Source organism: Streptomyces sp. NPDC001889, from assembly GCF_053594535.1.
Window position 1 is genome coordinate 80047 of sequence record NZ_JBSFER010000031.1, and the last position, 18593, is coordinate 98639.

Below are 18593 nucleotides of genomic sequence, written 5' to 3' on the forward strand. Positions count from 1 at the left end.
TCTATCGGTGGGATGAACAGGACGATCAGACACTCCGCCGTCTTCAGTCTTCTCCTGGTGCTCGCCCTGCTGGTCAGGGCCACCTGGCTCCAGGCGTACAAGGCCGACGCACTCGCGGAGAACGACAGGAACCCGCGCCCGACCATCGCCCGGTACGCGCAGCCGCAGGGCGATGTCATCGTGGCCGGAGCCCCGGTGACCGGTTCGGTGAAGAGCTCCGGCGACACCTTCGCGTACCAGCGCGACTACCCCCACGGCGGGCTGTACGCGCCGGTGACGGGATACAGCTCGCAGGCGTACGGCGCGACCCAGCTGGAGGGGATCCACGGCGACGTGCTGGACGGCTCCGACAGCCGGCTGAAGAACCCGGCGGACGCGCTCACGAACAAGCGGCAGGAGCCGGGCGATGTGCTGACCACCATCGACCCCGCCGTGCAGAAGGCGGGGTACCGCGCGCTGGGCGACACCAAGGGCGCGGCGGTGGCGATCGACCCGGAGAGCGGGGAGATCCTCGCGATGGTGAGCACCCCGTCGTACGACCCGTCCACCATCGCCGGCGCCTCGGACGGCGAGGAGTGGCGAAAGCTCCTCGCGGACGAGGACAAGCCGCTGGTGAACCGGGCGCTGCGGCAGCCGCTGCCGCCCGGCTCGACCTTCAAGCTGGTGGTCGCCGCCGCGGCGCTGGAGGAGGGTCTCCACGGCTCGGTGGACGAACCGACCGACAGCCCCATGCCGTACACCCTGCCGGGCACCGTCCGGGAGCTGCCCAATGACATCGCCGGCGCTCCCTGCGAGAACGCCTCGCTCCGGACGGCCCTGCGGTACTCCTGCAACAACGTCTTCGCCCAGATCGCCGCCGATCTGGGGCAGGACGCGGTGCGCGCCACGGCGGAGCGGTTCGGCTTCAACGAGAAGGAGCTGGACGTCCCGGTCCGCGCGCACGAGAGCATCTATCCGACCGGGATGGACCAGGCCCAGACGGCCCTGACGGGCATCGGGCAGTTCGAGGTGACCGCGACCCCGCTCCAGATGGCGATGGTCTCCGCCGCGATAGCCAACGGCGGGGAGCTGAAGGAGCCGCACATGGTCTCCGAGGTGGTCGACGGCGACGGGAACACGCTGGACGCGTACGACGGCGGCGACCCGAGGCGGATCGTCTCCGCCGAGACGGCCGAGCAGCTGCGCAGCGCCATGGTCACCGTCGTGGAGGACGGCACCGCCTCCAACGCCCGGGTCGCGGGCGCCGAGGTCGGCGGCAAGACGGGCACGGCCCAGCACGGCGAGAACAACAGCGAGACGCCGTACGCCTGGTTCACCTCCTACGGCGAGACCGGTGACCGGCAGGTCGCGGTGGCGGTGATCATCGAGGACGCGGGCGGTCCGCGCTCCGAGGTCAGCGGCAACGGCCTGGCCGCGCCCGTCGCGCAGAAGATGATGGCCGCGGCGCTGAAGTGAGCCGGCGCTACCCGGCGTACGGATCGGGGGTGCGGCCCTCCCGGGCGAGGAAGCCGAAGTCGCAGCCGGTGTCGGCCTGGGTGATGTGCTCGGCGTAGAGCGCGCCGTACCCCCGCTGGAACCGTTCGGGCGGGGGTGTCCAGGCCGCGCGGCGGCGGGCCAGCTCCGGGTCGGGGACCTCCAGGCGCAGGGTGCGCGCGGGCACGTCGAGCGTGACGGGGTCACCGCTGCGGACCAGCGCGAGAGGGCCGCCGACATGGGACTCGGGGGCGATGTGCAGCACGCACGCGCCGTAGCTGGTGCCGCTCATCCGGGCGTCGGAGATCCGCACCATGTCCCGTACCCCCGCCCGCAGCAGGTGGTCGGGCAGCGGCAGCATGCCGTACTCGGGCATGCCGGGGCCGCCCAGGGGGCCCGCGTTCTGGAGGACCAGCACATGGTCGGGGGTGATGCCGAGCGCGGGGTCGTTCAGGGTGCGCTGGAGGGTGCGGTAGTCGGGGAAGACCACGGCGGGCCCGGTGTGCCGCAGCAGCCGGGGCTCGGCCGCGATGTGCTTGATCACCGCTCCGTCCGGGCAGAGGTTGCCGCGCAGCACCGCCACTCCCCCCTCGGCGGCCAGCGGGTCGTCCCGCTCCCTGATCACCCGGGGGTTGTGGACGCGCGCGCCCGCGAGCTGCTCGCGCAGGGTGGCGTGGGCGACGGTGGGCCGGTCCAGATGGAGCACGTCGAGGAGCCGGGTGAGAAGTCCGGGCAGCCCGCCCGCGAAGTGGAAGTCCTCCATCAGATAGCGGCCACCGGGGCGGACGTCGGCCAGCACCGGGACCGTACGGGCGATCCGGTCGAAGTCGTCGAGGGTGAGGCGGACCCCGGAGCGTCCGGCCATCGCGATCAGATGGATCACGGCGTTGGTGGAGCCGCCGAGCGCGAGGACGGTGGCCACGGCGTCCTCGTACGCCTCCCGGGTGAGGACGGCACGGGGCCGCAGGTCCCGGTGGACGAGACCGACGATCAGCCGGCCGGACGCGGCGGCCATCCGCTCGTGCGCGGAGTCGACGGCGGGGATGGAGGAGGCGCCGGGGACGGTGACGCCGAGGACCTCGGCGGCGGCCATGAGGGTGGCGGCGGTGCCCATCGTCATACAGGTGCCGGGCGAGCGGGCGAGGCCGTTCTCCAGCTCGGCCAGCTCGGCGTCGCCGATGAGCCCGGCCCGCCGGTCGTCCCAGTACTTCCACATGTCGGTGCCGGAGCCGAGGATCTCGTCGCGCCAGTGGCCCGGCAGCATCGGGCCCGCCGGGACGAAGACGGCGGGCAGACCGGCGCTGGCCGCGCCCATCAGCAGGGCCGGGGTGGACTTGTCGCAGCCGCCCATCAGCACCGCGCCGTCGACGGGGTAGGAGCGCAGCAGCTCCTCGGTCTCCAGGGAGAGCAGATTGCGGTAGAGCATCGGGGTGGGCTTCTGGAAGGTCTCGGAGAGGGTGGCCACCGGGAACTCCAGCGGGAAGCCGCCCGCCTGCCAGACCCCGCGCTTCACGGCCCGGGCGCGCTCCCGGAGGTGGACATGGCAGGGGTTGATGTCGGACCAGGTGTTGAGCACCGCGATGACGGGCTTGCCGAGGTGCTCCTCGGGAAGGTAGCCGAGCTGCCGGGTGCGGGCGCGGTGGCTGAAGGAGCGCAGGCCCTCGGCGCCGTACCACTGGTGGCTGCGGAGGGCGGGGCCCCCGGGGCCGGTCACGCGTCCCAGCCCCGCACCAGGGCGGCGACCTCGGCCCGCCGGCCGGCCGGGAGTGTCCGGGCGGGCGGGCGGACGTCCCGGCGGCAGAGGCCCAGCGCGGCGAGGGCCTCCTTGACGACGCTGACGTTGTTCGCCGAACCCTCCTCGGCGCGCAGCTCCTCGAAGGGCCGCACCCGCTCCCAGACGGCCATGGCCTCGCGGTACGCGCCCGCGCGCAGGGCGTCGCGCAGCTCCAGGGAGAGCCGGGGGGCGACATTGACGAGCCCGGAGGTGAAGCCGGTGGCGCCGCCCGCCCAGTAGGAGGGGGTGTACAGCTCGGCGAGCCCGGCGACCCAGACGAAGCGGCCGAGTCCGGCGTCCCGGGCGAAGGCGGCGAAGGCGGCGGCGTCGGGGACGGCGTACTTCACCCCGACGACATTGGGGCAGCGCCGGCCCAGTTCGGCGAGGGCGGCGCCGGTGAGCCGGGGAGCGCGGATGTACGGGACGACCCCCAGCTCCGGCACGGCGTCGGCGATCCCCCGGTGGTAGTCGACCCAGCCGCCGTCGGAGACATAGGGGTTGACCGGCTGGTGGACCATGACCAGCCGGGCGCCCGCCGCCGCCGCGTGGCGGGCGGCGGCGACGGCGGCGGGCAGCTCATGGCCGACCCCGGCGACGACGGTGGCGCCGGAGCCGGCCTCCTCGACGGTCACCTCGACGGCGCGGCGCCGCTCGTCGGGGGTGAGCGCGTAGAACTCACCGGTGTTGCCGTTGGGGGTGAGGGTGGTGACACCGTGGCCGACGAGGCGCCGCAGCAGCAGCCGGTGGGCCTTCTCGTCGACGGTGCCGTCCTCGGCGAAGGGGGTCACGGGGATCGCCACCACATCGGCGAGCGCGGCGCGCACGGGGTCGGTGAGCCGGGTGTCCGTCATCTGCTGTCCTCCGTCGGGGGGTGCCGCCGTCAGGGGCCGGGGCCCGGGTGGCGCAGCCGGGTGAGGCCGCGGGCGACCGCCGCGAGGTCCTCGTCCGACGCCAGCCCGGCGTGGTAGAGCCGGAGTTCGCCCGCGCCCAGGGCGGCGGCCCGGCGGGCGTCCGCCTCCAGGGTGAGCGGGCTGCCGCCGAGCCCGCTCACCACGGTGAGGTTGGCCGCCAGCACGGAGCCCTCGGCGCGGCGGGCGGCGAAGGGCTTCAGCAGCTGGGGGCCGCCCGTGCAGGGGACCACCACCCCGTCGGCCACCGACAGGATGTGCGCCGGGTCGACGCCGGCGTTCGCCCCGCAGTGGTACGCCACCGGGTCGGCGTGCAGCAGTACCCGGAAGCCCGCCGGGGCGGCGGCGCGGACCGCCGCGACGATGTCCTCCTGGAGGGTGCGGGCGGTACGGGTCCGGTAGTCGAGGGTGCCCGCGGTCAGCTCCGCGCCGAGGAGCTGCTCGATCCCGGCGCCGGGCGGCGCGCACCCCGCCCAGACCGGCTCCAGCGCGGTGCGCACGGCGGCGGCCAGCCGGTCGGGGTCCAGTCCGTGGCGGGCGCAGCCCTCCTGGCAGGCGGCGCAGAAGCAGAGGGACATCAGGTACTGGGCCGCGTCCCCGAGGGGGACTCCGGCGGTCTTGTCGTGGGCGTGCAGATGCGCGAGGCCGTACCAGCCGCAGGACTCCAGCTCGCAGCCGCGCGCGCCGGGCCGGACGGCGGCCTCGACGGCGAGTTCGGTGAGCAGGGCGCGGACATCGGGCCGGGCGATGCAGGGCGCCCAGGGGTAGCGGTCGCCGTAGGCGTTGACGGTGCAGACCTGGGGGTGCTCGGCGCCGAGGCGGGAGTTGTGGGCCAGCACCACCCAGGTGTGGACGTCGAGTCCGGCGCCGGTCAGGGCCGCGGCGGCCCGGCCGAAGGCGTCCCCGGGGGCCCAGTCGCCCGCCGGGGCGGGCCGCAGCTCGCGCCCGGCCCAGCGCCGCTCGTCCGGTTCGTAGAGCACCGAGGCGTACTCGGCGGTGACGATCCGGTGCCGGGGGTGGCGCGGGGTCAGCGCCCGGGTGGAGTGGTAGGCGGCGGCGAGGGTGACCTGCCCGGCGCCGAGCGCGGCGATCCGGGCGGGCGCGTCCGGATCGCCGACGACATCCCACGGGTAGAGGAAGACCGCGGCCTTCACCCGGCCTCCGCCAGCAGCGCGCGCCCCTGGTCGAGCAGGGCCGCGAGGGTCTCGACCTGGGCCGCCGACGGATCGCTCAGCGGTGGCCGCACGGGGCCCACGGGGAGCCCGGTGAGCCGTACGCCGGCCTTGACGAGCGAGACGGCGAAGCCGCGCCCCTCGTTGCGCAGGGCGACGAACGGCGCGAAGAAGCAATCGATGAGCCGGTTGGCGGTCCTGTCGTCGTGGCCGGTGAGCGCGCGGTGGAAGGCGAGGGCCAGATCGGGCGCGAAGGCGAAGACGGCGGAGGAGTAGAGGGTGATGCCGATGCCCCGGTAGGCGAGGCCGGTCAGCTCCGCGGTGGGCAGCCCGTTGAAGTAGAGGAAGTCCCGTCCGGGGGCGTCGCGGCGGACGGCGCTGACGACGCGCCGCATCAGATCGAGGTCGCCGTGGCCGTCCTTGAGGCCGGCGATATTGCCGGTCCGGGCGAGCCCGGCGACGGTGCCGGGGGTGAAGACGGCGTTGTCGCGCTGGTAGACGATGAGTTCCAGCGAGGTGGAGGCGGCCAGCCGGGTGTAGTGGCGCAGCAGACCGGCCTGGTCGGCGTGGACGAGATACGGGGGCAGGGCGAGCAGCCCGTCGGCGCCGGCCGCCTCGGCGAGCCGGGCGTACTGGACGGCGAGGGCGGTGCCGTAGCCGGTGCCCGCGATCACCGGGACCTCGCCCCGGGCGGCGGACACGGCGGTCTCGGTGCACCGGCGGAACTCGTCCGGGGCGAGGGCGTGGAACTCGCCGGTGCCGCAGCAGGGGAAGACGGCGGCGGCGCCGGCCTCGATGCCGCGTCTGACGTGGTCGCGGTAGACGCCGAGGTCGAGTGAGCCGTCCGGGCCGTAGGCGGTGACGGGGAAGAACAGCGGGCCGGGGACCCGGGTGAGGCGTTCGGCGAGCGGGGCTGTGGTCACGGGCGCTCCCTGGCCGTGCGCCGAGCCGGCGGCGACTCGTGCACCGATCTGATCGATGTCCATGTCCCTGAACGCCGTCACGCTAAGGCAGCCCCCCGGGGGCGGTCAAGACGGAAAGCCGCAAGCGAGAGACGGATTCCGGTCCGCCGCGCCACACTTGACGGTGTCGGGACCACTCCCTAGCGTGTCCATGGATGTGAACAACATCCATGGACCTGAGCATCCCAAGGAGACTCATCCATGCCCCCACCCCGCACCGTCCTGCTCACCGGCGCCGCAGGCGGCCTCGGCACGCTGATGCGGGGGCTGCTGCCCGCGTACGGCTACACGCTCCGGCTCTTCGACGCCGCGCCCATCGAGGGCGAGCCGGACGCGATCACCGCCGACCTCTCCGACCGGCGGGCGCTGCGCGAGGCGGTATCGGGCGTCGACGCCGTCATCCATCTGGCGGGCATCTCGCTGGAGGCGCCCTTCGAGAAGATCCTCCACTCGAACATCGAGGGCGTGTACCACCTCTACGAGACGGTCCGCGAGGAGGGGATCGCCCGGGTGGTCTTCGCCTCCAGCAACCACGCGGTCGGCTTCACCCCCCGGCCGCGCGGCGAGCCGCCGCACGGCGCGGGCGAGCTGATCCCCGTGGACACCCCGCGCCGCCCCGACACCTACTACGGGCTCTCCAAGTGCTTCGGCGAGGATCTGGCCCAGCTCTACTGGGACCGGCACGGCGTGGAGACGGTCTCGGTCCGGATCGGCTCCTGCTTCATGGAGCCCTCCACGGTGCGGATGCTGTCGGTGTGGATGAGCCCCGGCGACGGCGCCCGGCTCTTCCACGCGGCCCTGACCGCCGAGGGCGTGGGGCACACGGTGGTCTACGGATCGTCGGCCAACACCCGGCTCTGGTGGGATCTGAGCAGCGCGCGCGCCCTCGGCTACGACCCCCGGGACGACTCGGAGCAGTTCGCCCCGAAGCTCGTCGCCGAGCAGGGGGAGCTGGAGCCGGGGAATCCGGCGCACGCGCGGCTGGGCGGCCATTTCGTCACCGATCCGCCGCGGTGGCCGCACTGAGGCCGAGGCGAGGGGGCGAGGGGGGCGAGCGGGCGAGCCGCGGCCGGGGAGCGCGGCGGAAACAGGCAGGGGAACGGTGAACCGCCCTCGCTCGTTACTCCCGGCATGACAGCTATGACCCCCGGCTCGAACATCCCCCTCTCCGCCGCCCGCGTCACGGTGGACGTCGCCGCCCCGGTGCGGCTCGACGTATCGGGCCTGCTGCTCACCGCCGACGGCAAGGTGCGCTCCGACGACGATTTCATCTTCTACAACCAGCCGACGGGCCAGGGTGTGACCTACCGCTCCGGCGGCGGCAGCGCGCCCGACGCGATCGTGGTGGACACCGGAGCCCTCCCGCCCGGCATCGAGAAGGTCGTCGTCACGGCCAGCCCCGACGCCGCGGGCCAGACCTTCCAGGGCGTCGAGCCGACCGCCACCATCCGCACCGCCGACGACGGCGGTGTGCTCGCCACCTTCACCCCGCCCCGGCTGGGCACCGAGACCGCTCTCGTCGTCGTGGAGATCTATCTGCGCAACGGCGTCTGGAAGGCCCGCGCGGTCGGCCAGGGGTACGCCAACGGTCTCGCGGGCATCGCCACCGACTTCGGTGTCTCCGTCGACGACGAGCCTGCGGCCGCCCCGGCGCCGGTCGCACCCCCCGCCCCGGCGGCCCCGGCGGCCCCGGTCCCGCCGTCCGCCCCCGTGGACCCGAGGGTGGCGGCGGCGCCCGCCGCTCCGGCCGCTCCCCCGGCGGCGCCCGCCCCGGGCACCGGAAAGATCAACCTGGACAAGGGCCGGGTGAGCCTCCAGAAGAACCAGACGGTCTCCCTGGTCAAGGGCGGCCGTCCGCTGCTCTCCCAGGTCAGGATGGGTCTTGGCTGGGAGCCCGCGTACCGGGGCAAGGACATCGACCTCGACGCCTCCGTGATCGCCTACGGCCCCAACCGCAACCACCTGGACAGCTGCTACTTCGGCAAGCTGTCCATCCTCAACGGCTCGGTCAAGCACTCCGGTGACAATCTGACCGGCGAGGGCGCGGGCGACGACGAGGCCATCACCGTGGACCTCGGCCGTCTCCCGGCGGAGGTCACCGGCCTGGTCTTCACGGTGAACTCCTTCACGGGCCAGAAGTTCAGCGAGGTCGCCAAGGCCTACTGCCGGCTGCTGGACGCGGCGACCGGTGAGGAGCTGGTGCGCTTCGACCTCACGGGCGCCGAGCCGCAGACGGGCGTGATGATGGCGAAGCTGATCCGGCAGTTCTCCGGCGAGTGGGAGATGACCGCGATGGGCGAGTTCGTGAAGTCACGCACCGTGCGGGGCATGGTGAAGCCGGCCGGGAAGGCGCTGTAGGGAGTTTCTTCCGGATCAGCCGCCGGGGCGCGGGGCGGGCGCGTCCGGGCCGGACATGCCGCCGGGGCCCACTGCCTATGGCGGCGGGCCCCGGCGGGGATCGGTTCTCAGAGCTTGGCCAGTTTGGCGAAAGGGCTCAGAATCCTGCCCTTGCGCCCGGAGAAGTCGACAAGCACCGCGGCGTTGTCGTTTTCGACCGCGATGATTCTTCCCAGGCCGAATTGATCATGTGAGACCCGGTCGCCCACCGCGTACTGTTCGATTGGCGGGGCTGCCGGGTTGTTGCGGTTGAAGGGACTGGACGGCAGGTGGCGCCGGGAACCGGCTGACTTCGTCATTACTGCAAGTATGGTCTCTCCGACCGTAATGCGACAGCGCCCGCGTCAACCGTGGTCAGATCGCAACCGGAGTCGGCCGCCGAAACCCCCGGTCGGTGGGGCATCGGGAACGACTGAACACCAGGTCAGAACGGCTGGCCGGAGGAGCGGGCCGGAGGCCGCGACCGTCCGCCGACCCCCCGGCGCGGGCTCGGCGGACGGTCGTACCGGATCTCGATCACCCCGGCGGTGACCAGGTCGATCACCCCGGCCACCGGCTCTCTGCCGTGCGCCGGGCCGGTGGGATCGCGCTCTCCGCGCGCGGGCGCCGGGCCGCCGGCTCCGGGGCCGTCCCGGCAGGCATTCCGCCGGGCCCCGCACGGCGCGCCCGCGCGGCTCGCGCTCCACTCCAATGAGCGATGCGGCGTTCCGCGCGATCCGCTCCGGGGCCGGCGGCGCGACCGGGTGCCCGTACCGCCGCGAGGGGCCGTGCGGGCACCCGGCGGAGCGCTGTCAGTCGCGGTGCGCGTGGCGCTTCCAGGGGCCGGTGATCGCGAACATGATGCCGGGGCTCTGCATGTTCGCGTACAGGGTGCGGCCGTCGGCGGAGAACACGACCCCGGTGAACTCGCTGTACTCCGGGGCGTCCTCGGTGCCGAGGTTCCGTTCGTTGCGGGCTATGGGGTAGGTACGGCCCCGGTCGGTCGCGCCGAAGAGGTGCTGGGCTCCCTCGCCGTCCTCGGCGATGATCAGCCCGCCGTACGGGGAGACGGTGATGTTGTCCGGGCCGTCGTAGCCGCCGCCCCGGGTGGGGTCGTCGCTGACACCGAGGAGCACCTTCAGGGTGAGGGTGCGGCGCCTGGGGTCGTAGAACCAGACCTGCCCGGAGTGCGGGCCGGGGCTGTCCCCACGGGCGTACGAGGAGACGATGTACGCCCCTCCGTCGCCCCACCACGCGCCTTCGAGCTTCCGGCCCCGGGTGACGGCGCCGTCGGCGAACTGGAGCCGTACGGGGGTGGTGCGGGCGTCCCGGTCGGGTACATCGGTCCAGTCCACGCCGTAGACCGTGCCGAGCCTGGTGGCCCGGGAGAGATCGTCGACGAACCGGCCGCCGGAGTCGAAGCAGCGGGGGGCCTGGAGCACCCCGGCGTCGTCCGCGAGGGTGCGGAGCCTGCCGCGCCCGTGTTCGAAGCCGGCCGGGGGGACCCAGCGGTAGAAGAGGCCGTGGGGTTCGCCCGCGTCCTCGGTGAGGTAGGCGTGGCCCCGGCGGGGGTCGATGACGACGGCCTCGTGGGCGTAGCGGCCGAAGGCCTTGACCGGGCGGGGGTCGCGGTTGGCGCGGCGGTCGTAGGGGTCGACCTCGAAGACATAGCCGTGGTCCTTGGTCATGCCGTTCTGGCCGGCCAGCTCCTCGGTCTCCTCGCAGGTGAGCCAGGTGCCCCAGGGGGTACCGCCGCCGGCGCAGTTGGTGGAGGTGCCGGCGACGCCGACCCACTGGGCCACCTCGCCGTGCCGGTGCGCCTCGACGACGGTGCAGCCGCCCGCAGCGGCCGGGTCGTAGACGAACCCCTCGGTGAGCGGCACCGGATGGCGCCAGCGGGGGCGGGTGCCGCGCAGCTCGTGGTTGACGACGAGGAGGTTCACACCGCGGGGGCCGGGGAAGGCGGCGGTGCCGTCGTGGTGGGACGGGGTGAACTCGCCGGTGTCCAGGCGGGTGACACCGGCTTCGGTCAGGACGCGGTAGGAGAATCCTTCCGGCAGTGCGAGCAGCCCGTCCGGGTCGGGGAGCAGCGGCCCGTAGCCGGGCCCGTGTTCCCCTTCGTCGTCCCCGCCCCGCTCCGGTGAATCCTCGGCGGCGAGGGCTCCGGGGGCGGTGGCGAGGGCACCGACGGCACCGGTCAGGGCGATGCCCGCGCCGGTGAGCGCGGAGTGCCGGCTGAACTCTCTTCGGGTGAAGGGCATCGGGTGTCTCCTGAGGGGGGTCGGGGAGGGGAGTGAGCAAACGATTCCTCCCTCGTGAGGGAGGGGTTTGAACACGCGCTCGCCGCAGGGAAAGGAACTGGCCACGGGGATGGCTTGACTTCCCCCCTCCCCAACGCCCCAGGACGGCCCCCGCGCCCCGGTCCCCCGCACCGTACGGGCCACCGTCGGGGGCCCGCCCCCGAACCCCCGCGCCTCAAACGCCGGCGAGGCTGAGAATCGCACCCCAGCCCACCGGCAAGGCTGAGACACCCCCAGCCCGCCCGGCACTTGAGGACAGACCCGCACAAACCAAGCCCGTCCGGGGGCACCTCCGGGGGAGTTTGAGGACGGCCCCCGCGCCCCGGTCCCCCGCACGGTGCGGGCCACCGTCGGGGGCCCGCCCCCGAACCGCCGCGCCTCAAACGCCGGCGAGGCTGAGAATCGCACCCCAGCCCACCGGCAAGGCTGAGACACCCCCAGCCCGCCCGGCACTTGAGGACAGCCCCGCACAAACCAAGCCCGTCCGGGGGCACCTCCGGGGGAGTTTGAGGACGCACCCCGGGCCACAGGAAACCCGCACCCCGCGGGGGCGGACCCTCAGGCTCGCTGGGAGCGGGACTTGAACGCGGCCTTCTTCGCATCCTTCGCCGCCCGCTTGTCCGGGTGCACGCGCCCGATCGCGTCCAGCACCTCCGCGGTCGCCGGATGATCCACCCGCCAGACCGCGTCGAAGAACCCACTGTGCTGCCCCGTCAGCCCCACCACCAACCCCCTCAGCTCCTCCGTCTCCCCCTCCGCGTCCAGCTGCGCCGCGATCGTGTCCACCGACAACCAGAAGATCATCGCCTCGGGCGGCGCCGGCACATCCCCCGCGCCCCGCTCGGCCAGCCACACCCGCGCCAGCCCGCCCAGCTCCAGATCGTCCAGGACCGCCCGGACCTCCCCCTCCGCCCGCTCCCCCACCAGGGTCAGCGCCTGCTGGCAGCGCAGCCGCCGCAGCGGACCGCCCTCGTCGGCGCCGCGGGCCGCCGCGAGCAGCTCATGGGCGGCGGCGGCCGGCTCGCGCCGGGCCAGCCACTGCTCGGTCTCGGCGCGCGCGGCCGGCTCGGGGTAGTGGGCGATCCCGTCGAGCAGCGCGTCCGCCCCCTTGTCCGCCAGCTCCCCCACCGCAGGCGCCCCCACGCCCGCCTCCAGCATCCGGGCCCGGATGCCGTAGAGCCCCAGGGGGGTGAGCCGGACCAGTCCGTACCGGGAGACGTCCTCGTCGTCGACGGAGGGCGCGGCGGCCCCCGCCGCCTCGCCCTCCTCGATCATCAGCGACTCGTCCACCGGCTGGTAGTCCACCAGCCCCACCGGCTCCAGCAGCCGGAACTGGTCGTCCAGCCGCATCATCGCCACCGACACCTGCTCCAGCACGTCGTCGGTGGGCTCCCCCATGTCGTCGGGGACGATCATCGAGGCGGCGAGCGCGGGCAGCGGCACCGGCTGGTCGGCCGCGGCGCCGTCCGAGACGGTGAGCAGATACAGATTGCCGAGCACCCCGTCGAGGAACTCCGCCTCCGCCTCCGGGTCCCAGTCCAGCAGCCCGAGGTCGATCTCGCCGTCGTCGCCGATCGCGTCGGAGACATCGTCCAGCAGCGGGGCGATGGCGTCCGCGTGCACGGCCTCCAGCGCCTCCAGCCAGATGGTGAGGATGTCCTGCGGGCTCCCGGAGGTGATCAGCGCCAGATTCTCCCCCGCGGTGACCGTGCCGTACTCCGCGCTCTCGTCCTCGGGGTCCTGGACCTCCACCAGACCGGCGTCCACAGCGGTCCGCCAGGCCTCACTGGCGTACGCCGGTCCGTCCTCGTCCTCGCCGAGCCCCAGCTCCCGCGCCGCCGCGGGCAGTTGCTCGTCGGCCAGCTCGCCGCCCGCGCCCACGCGGGTCTCCGGCCCGGCCCAGCGGGCGAGCCGGACCGCCCTGGTCAGCAGGGGGGCGGCGAGCGCGTCCCGCGCCAGCTCCGCGTCCGAGAGCAGCCGTACGGGCGGGAGGATGGGAGCGTCTTGGGACATCTGGCGGTTTCTCCTCGGGGCGTGCGGGGTCCTGACGTGACCCCGGGACGCTCTCCAGCGTAGACGTATTTCACCGGGTTTCGCCGCCCGGACGGCGTTCCCCGGACACCCCTCGCGGCGCCCGGACACCCGGCGGACGACCCCGTGCGCGCCGGCCGCGCCCCCTTTCATCCGCCGGACCCCCGCCGTCCATCCGGAGGCTCTTGACAAGTTCCCCGCCCACCCAAGAGATTGACGCGCGTAGAGCACCGCCCCCGGGGTCGTCCGGCCCCACCACCAGCGGTGCGACCCGCACTCCCCGCCCCTCGATCCCGGAGCACTCGATGCCTTCCTCCGCCGTACCGAGAACCGCCGCCCTCGCGGCCGCCGTCGCCGCAGCGCTCGCCGCCGGTCTGCTCACGGGCTCCGCCGCCGCGGCCGGCCCCTCGGCCGACGATGTCCGGATTCATGACATCCAGGGCACCACCCGGATCTCCCCGCTGGCCGGCCGGCAGGTCGCCGGGGTCCCCGGCATCGTCACCGGCGTACGGACCTACGGCTCGTCGCGGGGATTCTGGTTCCAGGACCCGGACGCCGACACGAACCCGGCCACCAGCGAGGGCGTCTTCGTCTTCACCGGCGCCGGCTCCACCCCGGGTGTGCGGGTGGGGGACGAGGTGCTGGTCTCCGGCACGGTGACCGAATTCGTCCCCGGCGGCGCCGCGTCCGGCAACCAGTCGCTGACCCAGCTCTCCCGCCCGGCGGTCACGGTGGTCTCGTCGGGAAACGCGCTGCCCGCCCCGGTGACCATCTCCGCCCGCTCCGTCCCCTCCGCGTACACCCCGGCGGGCGACCCCGCCGCCGGGGGCAGCGTCAACGCGCTGCCGCTGAGGCCCCGCGCGTACGCCCTGGACCACTACGAGTCCCTGGAGGGCAGCAATGTCCGGATCGGCACCTCCCGGGTGGTCGGCGCGACCACCCCGTTCTCCGAGCTGTGGGTGACGGTCAAGCCGCACGAGAACCGCACCGGGCGCGGCGGCACCCGCTACGGCTCGTACACCTCGCAGAACACCGGCCGGCTCCAGATCCAGTCGCTGACCCCGGTCGCGGAGCGGCCCTTCCCGAAGGCGGACGTGGGCGATGTGCTCACCGGCCGGACCGAGGGGCCGCTGGACTTCAACCAGTTCGGCGGCTACACCCTGACCGCCCGGACCCTGGGCACCCTCGACGACAGGGGGCTCGCGGCCGAGCGGACCCGTCCGCAGCACCGTGACGAGCTGGCGGTGGCGACGTACAACGTCGAGAACCTCGACCCGTCCGACCCGCAGGAGACCTTCGACGCGCTCGGGCGGGCGGTGGTGGAGAACCTGGCATCGCCCGACATCCTCGCCCTGGAGGAGATCCAGGACAACAGCGGCGCGAGGAACGACGGCACGGTCGCCGCCGACCGGACGGTCCAGAAGTTCACCGAGGCGATCGTCGCGGCCGGCGGACCGGCGTACGACTGGCGCTCGGTCTCGCCCGAGGACGGCAAGGACGGCGGCCAGCCCGGCGGCAACATCCGTCAGGTCTTCCTCTTCAACCCGGAGCGGGTCTCGTTCACCGACCGCGCGGGCGGCGACGCCACCACCCCGACCGGTGTCGTGCGCGACCGGGGCCGGGCGGCCCTGACCCTCTCCCCCGGCCGGATCGACCCGGCCGACAGCGCCTGGGAGTCGAGCCGCAAGCCGCTCGCGGGCGAGTTCGGCTTCCGGGGCCGCCCGGTGATCGTCATCGCCAACCACTTCGGCTCCAAGGGCGGCGACGAGTCCCTCGTCTCGCACCACCAGCCGCCGAACCGCTCGTCCGAGGTCCAGCGGCTGCGGCAGGCGCAGTCGGTGAACGCCTTCGTCAAGGATGTCCTCAAGGCCGACCGGCGCGCGGACGTGCTGGTCGTCGGCGACATCAACGACTTCGAGTTCTCGGCGACGACGGAGGCGCTCACCGACGGCGGGGCGCTCCACCCGGCGGTCGAGTCCCTGCCCCGGAAGGACCGTTACTCCTATGTCTTCCAGGGCAACAGCCAGGTGCTCGACCAGATCCTGACCAGCCCCGCGATCGGCGGCTTCGCGTACGACAGCGTCCACATCAACGCGGAGTTCGCGGACCAGAACAGCGACCACGACCCGCAGGTGCTGCGCTTCCGTCCCTGACGTACCTGACGTCCCTGACGTACGGGGCCTACGCGCCCGGGTGGAGGCTGAGCCCGGGCGCGTAGCGGTTCACCCGCGACACCCGCACCCCGGGGTAGTCCCGCACACGGTGCCAGGGGCCGGTGTCCGAGCCGACGCCGGCGCCGGGGGCCGCGAGGGCCGCCCGGTGGGCGTCGGCGCTCTCCCACTCGGCGTAGTTGAGCACCCTGGTGCCGTCGGTGCCGAGATGGAACGACCCGGAGATCCCGCCCGCGCGCTGCCCGTCGGGGGCCGCGGCGTCGGACCCGATCGCGGTGAGCACGGTGTCCGCCCACTCCCGCTGCCGCACCGGGTCGGGTCCGTCGAACTCGACTTCGACGATCACCACACAGCCGGGCACCCGGGGGTCGTCCGGGCCTCCGCCCACGGACTCGTACAGCTCGTACGAGTGGAGGCCGAGCCGCTCGATCCCGGGCACGGCGGCGTCGATCTCGGCGTTCTTCTCGTCCCGGTAGCGGGCGAAGAACTGCTGGTAGGCCTCCTCGGCGGTCCACTGCGAGTAGTGCAGCAGGGTATGGCCGTCCTCCCCGATGTGGACGGTGTAGGAGAGCAGCCCCACATCCGGCCACTCCCGGCTGTGCCAGGCGCGGGCGATGGCGTCGACGGCCGCCCGCTGGCGCTCCGGGGTCCCCACCTCCCAGGTGGAGATCTTGACCAGGCCGACCCCGGGACGGCGCGGATCGGGACGGGCGTCGGGCTGCTCGACGACGGACTGGGACACGGCGGGACCCCTCTCCCCGGCGCGCCCCGCTGGCGCGCCGTCGGTCACCATCGTGAAACGTCAACTCCGCTTGAGGTCAAGGGCGCGGCCAATCTTCAGTGCTGCTTACAGGTGAACCGGAGCGGAACTAAGTGGACCTTGACGGTCGGCTCACCGAAACTGCCGGACATGAGCACACCACGCCCCTTCGCCCGGGCCCTCTGCGCCATGGTCACTCCCTTCGCCGCCGGCGGGGGGCTCGATCTCGCGGCGGCGGCGCGCCACGCGGTCCATCTGGTGGCCGGGGGCTGCGACGGCCTCGTCCTGAACGGGACCACCGGCGAGTCGCCCACCACCTCCGACGCCGAGAAGACCGCGCTGGTCCGGGCGGTGCGGGAGGCGGTCGGCCCGGGGGTGCCGCTGATCGCGGGCGTCGGCAGCGCGGACACCCGCCACACGGTGGAGCTGGCCCGCTCGGCCGAACGCGCGGGAGCGGACGGGCTGCTGGTGGTCACCCCGTACTACAGCCGTCCGCCGCAGCCGGCCGTCGAGGCCCACTTCCGCAGGGTCGCGGACGCGGTCGGCGTGCCGCTGATGCTGTACGACATCCCGGGCCGCACCGGCACCCGTATCGAGGTGGAGACCCTGCTGCGGCTCGCCGGCCACCCGAGGATCGTGGCCGTGAAGGACTGCGCCGGTGATCTGGCCGGCTCGGCGAAGGTGCTGGCGCGCACCCCGCTGGCGTACTACTCCGGCTGCGAGGAGCTGAATCTGCCGCTGTACGCGATCGGCGGCGCGGGGTTCGTGAGTACGGTCGCGAATGTGGCGCCGGGTCCGCTGCGGGCGGTCCTGGACGCCTTCGACGCCGGGGACACCGCGCGCGCGGCCGAACTGCACCGGCGGCTGCTGCCGCTGACCGAGCTGATGATGGCCTCGGGGCTGCCGGGCACGGTGACGGCGAAGGCGCTGCTGGGCGCGGCCGGCGGGGCGGGGCGGGTGCGGGAGCCGCTGCAGCCCGCCGGGCCGGAGGTGGTCGACGGGCTGCGCCGGGCGTACGAGGAGCTGACCGCCGGTGTCCGCGATCCGGGTGTCGTCCGTGTCTAGTTGTGGCTGTGGAGCACGTCGTTGAGACCGCCCCAGACCGCGTTGTTCGGGCGGGCCTCGACGGTGCCGGTCACGGAGTTGCGGCGGAAGAGGATGTTGCTCGCGCCGGAGAGCTCCCGGGCCTTGACGACCTCACCGTCGGGCAGGGTGACCCGGGTGCCGGCCGTGACATAGAGCCCGGCCTCGATGACGCACTCGTCGCCGAGCGGGATGCCGACCCCGGCCTCCGCGCCCACCAGGCAGCGCTCGCCGATCGAGATGATCACGCTGCCGCCGCCGGAGAGGGTGCCCATGGTGGAGGCGCCGCCACCGATGTCGGAGCCGTCGCCGACGACGACTCCGGCGGAGATCCGGCCCTCGACCATGGACGTGCCGAGCGTCCCGGCGTTGAAGTTGACGAAGCCCTCGTGCATCACGGTGGTGCCCTCGGCGAGGTGCGCGCCGAGGCGGACGCGGTCGGCGTCGGCGATGCGGACGCCCTTGGGGACGACGTAGTCGGTCATCCGGGGGAACTTGTCGATGCTGGTGACCGCGAGGTGCAGGCCCTCGGCGCGGGCGTTGAGACGGACCGTCTCGATCGCGTCCACGGCGACCGGGCCGAGCGAGGTCCAGGCGACATTGGCGAGCAGGCCGAAGACGCCCTCCAGGCTCTGGCCGTGCGGCTTGACCAGGCGGTGGGAGAGGAGGTGGAGGCGGAGGTAGGCGTCGTGGGCGTCGAGCGGCTTCTCGTCGAGCGAGGAGATGACCGTCCGGACGGCGACGACCTCGACGCCCCGGCGGGCGTCCGGTCCGATCGCCTTGGCGGCGCCCGCGCCGAGGAGTTCCGCGGCCCGCTCGGCCGAGAGCCGCTCGGTCCCGGAGGGGCCGGGCTCGGAGAGCAGTTCGGGGGCGGGGAACCAGGTGTCGAGGACGGTGCCGTCGGCGGTGAGGGTGGCGAGGCCGGAGGCGGCGGCGCCGGGGGTGGTGATATCGCTCATGGGGAGAACCTAACGCGCCCCCGGCCCCCCGGGCCAACCGTCCTCCGCCCGCTTCCCGGGAGCCCCCGGCCGACCGTGACCCCCGGCTGCCCGGGGTACTCATCATCCGGCTCCCCCCGGCCAAGGCCGAGCCGGCGACTCCCGGACCCACCCCGCCCCACGCGGGCACCTGTGGCGCGGGGTCCGCCCTCAAACACCCCCAGAGCTCCCCCCGGGAGGTGCCCCCGGACGGGCTGACACACCCAGCCCCGCCGGCGATTGAGGCGCGGAGGCTCGGGGGCAGGCCCCCGACCGAGGCCCGCACCACGCGGGCACCTGTGGCGCGGGGTCCGTCCTCAAACACACCCAGAGCCGCCTCCGGGAGACACCCCCGGACAGGCTGGGTCTGCCCGGGCTCCCCCAGTCCGCCGCCTCCGGGAGGCACCCCCAGACGAACCGGGGTTCACCCAGCCTCAGCCGAAGACCCCGGGCACGAAAGCGCATCGCCCCCGAAAGACGGAAACGGCCGCGCCCACCGGTGGTACCGGTGCCGACCAGGCCGCCTCGTCCACCAGATGCGCCGCCAGGTGCCACGGCTCGTACTCCTCCGTGCCGACCAGCAGCAGCCCGCCGCCCTGCGGCACC

14 protein-coding genes are annotated in these 18593 nt (G+C 73.9%); 5 read left to right on the top strand and 9 right to left on the bottom strand.

Going from position 1 to position 18593, the window contains the following annotated elements:
• Positions 1–12: 12 nt before the first annotated feature.
• Positions 13–1455 (top strand): peptidoglycan D,D-transpeptidase FtsI family protein, encoded by a 1443-nt coding sequence (locus ACWCRA_RS30930; protein WP_351548956.1) that lies wholly within the window; start codon positions 13–15, stop codon positions 1453–1455.
• Positions 1456–1462: 7 nt separating this feature from the next.
• On the opposite strand, the gene araD is transcribed toward ACWCRA_RS30930, so the two are convergent.
• From araD to ACWCRA_RS30950, 4 genes are read right to left on the bottom strand one after another with little or no spacing between them, the layout of a single operon-like run.
• Positions 1463–3187, bottom strand: coding sequence for an L-arabinonate dehydratase (gene araD / locus ACWCRA_RS30935; RefSeq protein WP_351548959.1), 1725 nt, complete (start codon positions 3185–3187; stop codon positions 1463–1465).
• A complete protein-coding gene (locus tag ACWCRA_RS30940) occupies positions 3184–4098 on the bottom strand; it encodes a dihydrodipicolinate synthase family protein (protein ID WP_451069139.1) in 915 nt (304 codons plus the stop codon). The genes araD and ACWCRA_RS30940 overlap by 4 nt, the downstream gene beginning before the upstream one ends.
• Before the next feature lie 29 nt (positions 4099–4127).
• Positions 4128–5309: a hypothetical protein gene (locus ACWCRA_RS30945; protein ID WP_351548965.1), complete on the bottom strand. Its 1182-nt coding sequence runs from the start codon at positions 5307–5309 to the stop codon at positions 4128–4130.
• Positions 5306–6250 carry a 5-dehydro-4-deoxyglucarate dehydratase gene (locus ACWCRA_RS30950; RefSeq protein WP_451069140.1) on the bottom strand — a complete coding sequence of 315 codons (945 nt, stop codon included), beginning with the start codon at positions 6248–6250 and terminating at the stop codon, positions 5306–5308. Before ACWCRA_RS30950 ends, ACWCRA_RS30945 begins: the two co-directional genes overlap by 4 nt.
• 240 nt (positions 6251–6490) lie before the next feature.
• Between ACWCRA_RS30950 and ACWCRA_RS30955 the strand changes: the two genes are divergently transcribed.
• Together ACWCRA_RS30955 and ACWCRA_RS30960 are read left to right on the top strand one after the other, a co-directional pair.
• Positions 6491–7315, top strand: a complete 825-nt coding sequence (locus ACWCRA_RS30955; RefSeq protein ID WP_451069141.1) for an NAD-dependent epimerase/dehydratase family protein — start codon at positions 6491–6493, stop codon at positions 7313–7315.
• Between the two features lie 105 nt (positions 7316–7420).
• The gene (locus ACWCRA_RS30960; RefSeq protein WP_451069142.1) at positions 7421–8647 is read left to right on the top strand and encodes a TerD family protein; all 1227 of its coding nucleotides are present in this window, start codon (positions 7421–7423) and stop codon (positions 8645–8647) included.
• A 107-nt stretch (positions 8648–8754) separates the two neighbouring features.
• On the opposite strand, the gene ACWCRA_RS30965 is transcribed toward ACWCRA_RS30960, so the two are convergent.
• The 3 genes from ACWCRA_RS30965 to ACWCRA_RS30975 form a co-directional block, all read right to left on the bottom strand.
• Positions 8755–8985 (bottom strand): hypothetical protein, encoded by a 231-nt coding sequence (locus ACWCRA_RS30965; protein WP_351548977.1) that lies wholly within the window; start codon positions 8983–8985, stop codon positions 8755–8757.
• Positions 8986–9477: 492 nt separating this feature from the next.
• On the bottom strand, positions 9478–10926 hold the full coding sequence (locus ACWCRA_RS30970; RefSeq protein ID WP_451069143.1) for an alkaline phosphatase PhoX: 1449 nt from the start codon (positions 10924–10926) through the stop codon (positions 9478–9480).
• Positions 10927–11523: 597 nt separating this feature from the next.
• Positions 11524–12978, bottom strand: a complete 1455-nt coding sequence (locus tag ACWCRA_RS30975) for a hypothetical protein (RefSeq protein WP_351548982.1) — start codon at positions 12976–12978, stop codon at positions 11524–11526.
• A 323-nt stretch (positions 12979–13301) separates the two neighbouring features.
• Here ACWCRA_RS30975 and ACWCRA_RS30980 point away from each other — a divergent pair, with 323 nt between their 5' ends.
• A complete protein-coding gene (locus ACWCRA_RS30980; protein WP_351548985.1) occupies positions 13302–15149 on the top strand; it encodes an endonuclease/exonuclease/phosphatase family protein in 1848 nt (615 codons plus the stop codon).
• 28 nt (positions 15150–15177) lie between these two features.
• Here the strand turns inward: ACWCRA_RS30980 and ACWCRA_RS30985 are convergent, their stop codons facing one another.
• Entirely contained in the window at positions 15178–15909 is a 732-nt protein-coding gene (locus tag ACWCRA_RS30985; protein WP_351548988.1) for an antibiotic biosynthesis monooxygenase, read from the bottom strand.
• 168 nt (positions 15910–16077) lie between these two features.
• On the opposite strand from ACWCRA_RS30985, the gene dapA reads away from it, so the two are divergent.
• Positions 16078–16992: a 4-hydroxy-tetrahydrodipicolinate synthase gene (gene dapA, locus ACWCRA_RS30990; protein ID WP_451069144.1), complete on the top strand. Its 915-nt coding sequence runs from the start codon at positions 16078–16080 to the stop codon at positions 16990–16992.
• Here the strand turns inward: dapA and dapD are convergent.
• Entirely contained in the window at positions 16989–17969 is a 981-nt protein-coding gene (dapD, locus tag ACWCRA_RS30995; protein WP_351548994.1) for a 2,3,4,5-tetrahydropyridine-2,6-dicarboxylate N-succinyltransferase, read from the bottom strand. The genes dapA and dapD overlap by 4 nt on opposite strands.
• Positions 17970–18593: the final 624 nt, after the last annotated feature.

What these genes read in the sequence shown, in the direction of transcription:
- ACWCRA_RS30930 (WP_351548956.1), top strand. Translation starts at nt 13, where the DNA reads ATGAACAGGACGATCAGACACTCCGCCGTCTTCAGTCTTCTCCTGGTG.
- ACWCRA_RS30940 (WP_451069139.1), bottom strand. Translation starts at nt 4,098, where the DNA reads ATGACGGACACCCGGCTCACCGACCCCGTGCGCGCCGCGCTCGCCGAT.
- ACWCRA_RS30955 (WP_451069141.1), top strand. Translation starts at nt 6,491, where the DNA reads ATGCCCCCACCCCGCACCGTCCTGCTCACCGGCGCCGCAGGCGGCCTC.
- ACWCRA_RS30960 (WP_451069142.1), top strand. Translation starts at nt 7,421, where the DNA reads ATGACAGCTATGACCCCCGGCTCGAACATCCCCCTCTCCGCCGCCCGC.
- ACWCRA_RS30965 (WP_351548977.1), bottom strand. Translation starts at nt 8,985, where the DNA reads ATGACGAAGTCAGCCGGTTCCCGGCGCCACCTGCCGTCCAGTCCCTTC.
- ACWCRA_RS30970 (WP_451069143.1), bottom strand. Translation starts at nt 10,926, where the DNA reads ATGCCCTTCACCCGAAGAGAGTTCAGCCGGCACTCCGCGCTCACCGGC.
- ACWCRA_RS30975 (WP_351548982.1), bottom strand. Translation starts at nt 12,978, where the DNA reads ATGTCCCAAGACGCTCCCATCCTCCCGCCCGTACGGCTGCTCTCGGAC.
- ACWCRA_RS30980 (WP_351548985.1), top strand. Translation starts at nt 13,302, where the DNA reads ATGCCTTCCTCCGCCGTACCGAGAACCGCCGCCCTCGCGGCCGCCGTC.
- dapA (WP_451069144.1), top strand. Translation starts at nt 16,078, where the DNA reads ATGAGCACACCACGCCCCTTCGCCCGGGCCCTCTGCGCCATGGTCACT.
- dapD (WP_351548994.1), bottom strand. Translation starts at nt 17,969, where the DNA reads ATGAGCGATATCACCACCCCCGGCGCCGCCGCCTCCGGCCTCGCCACC.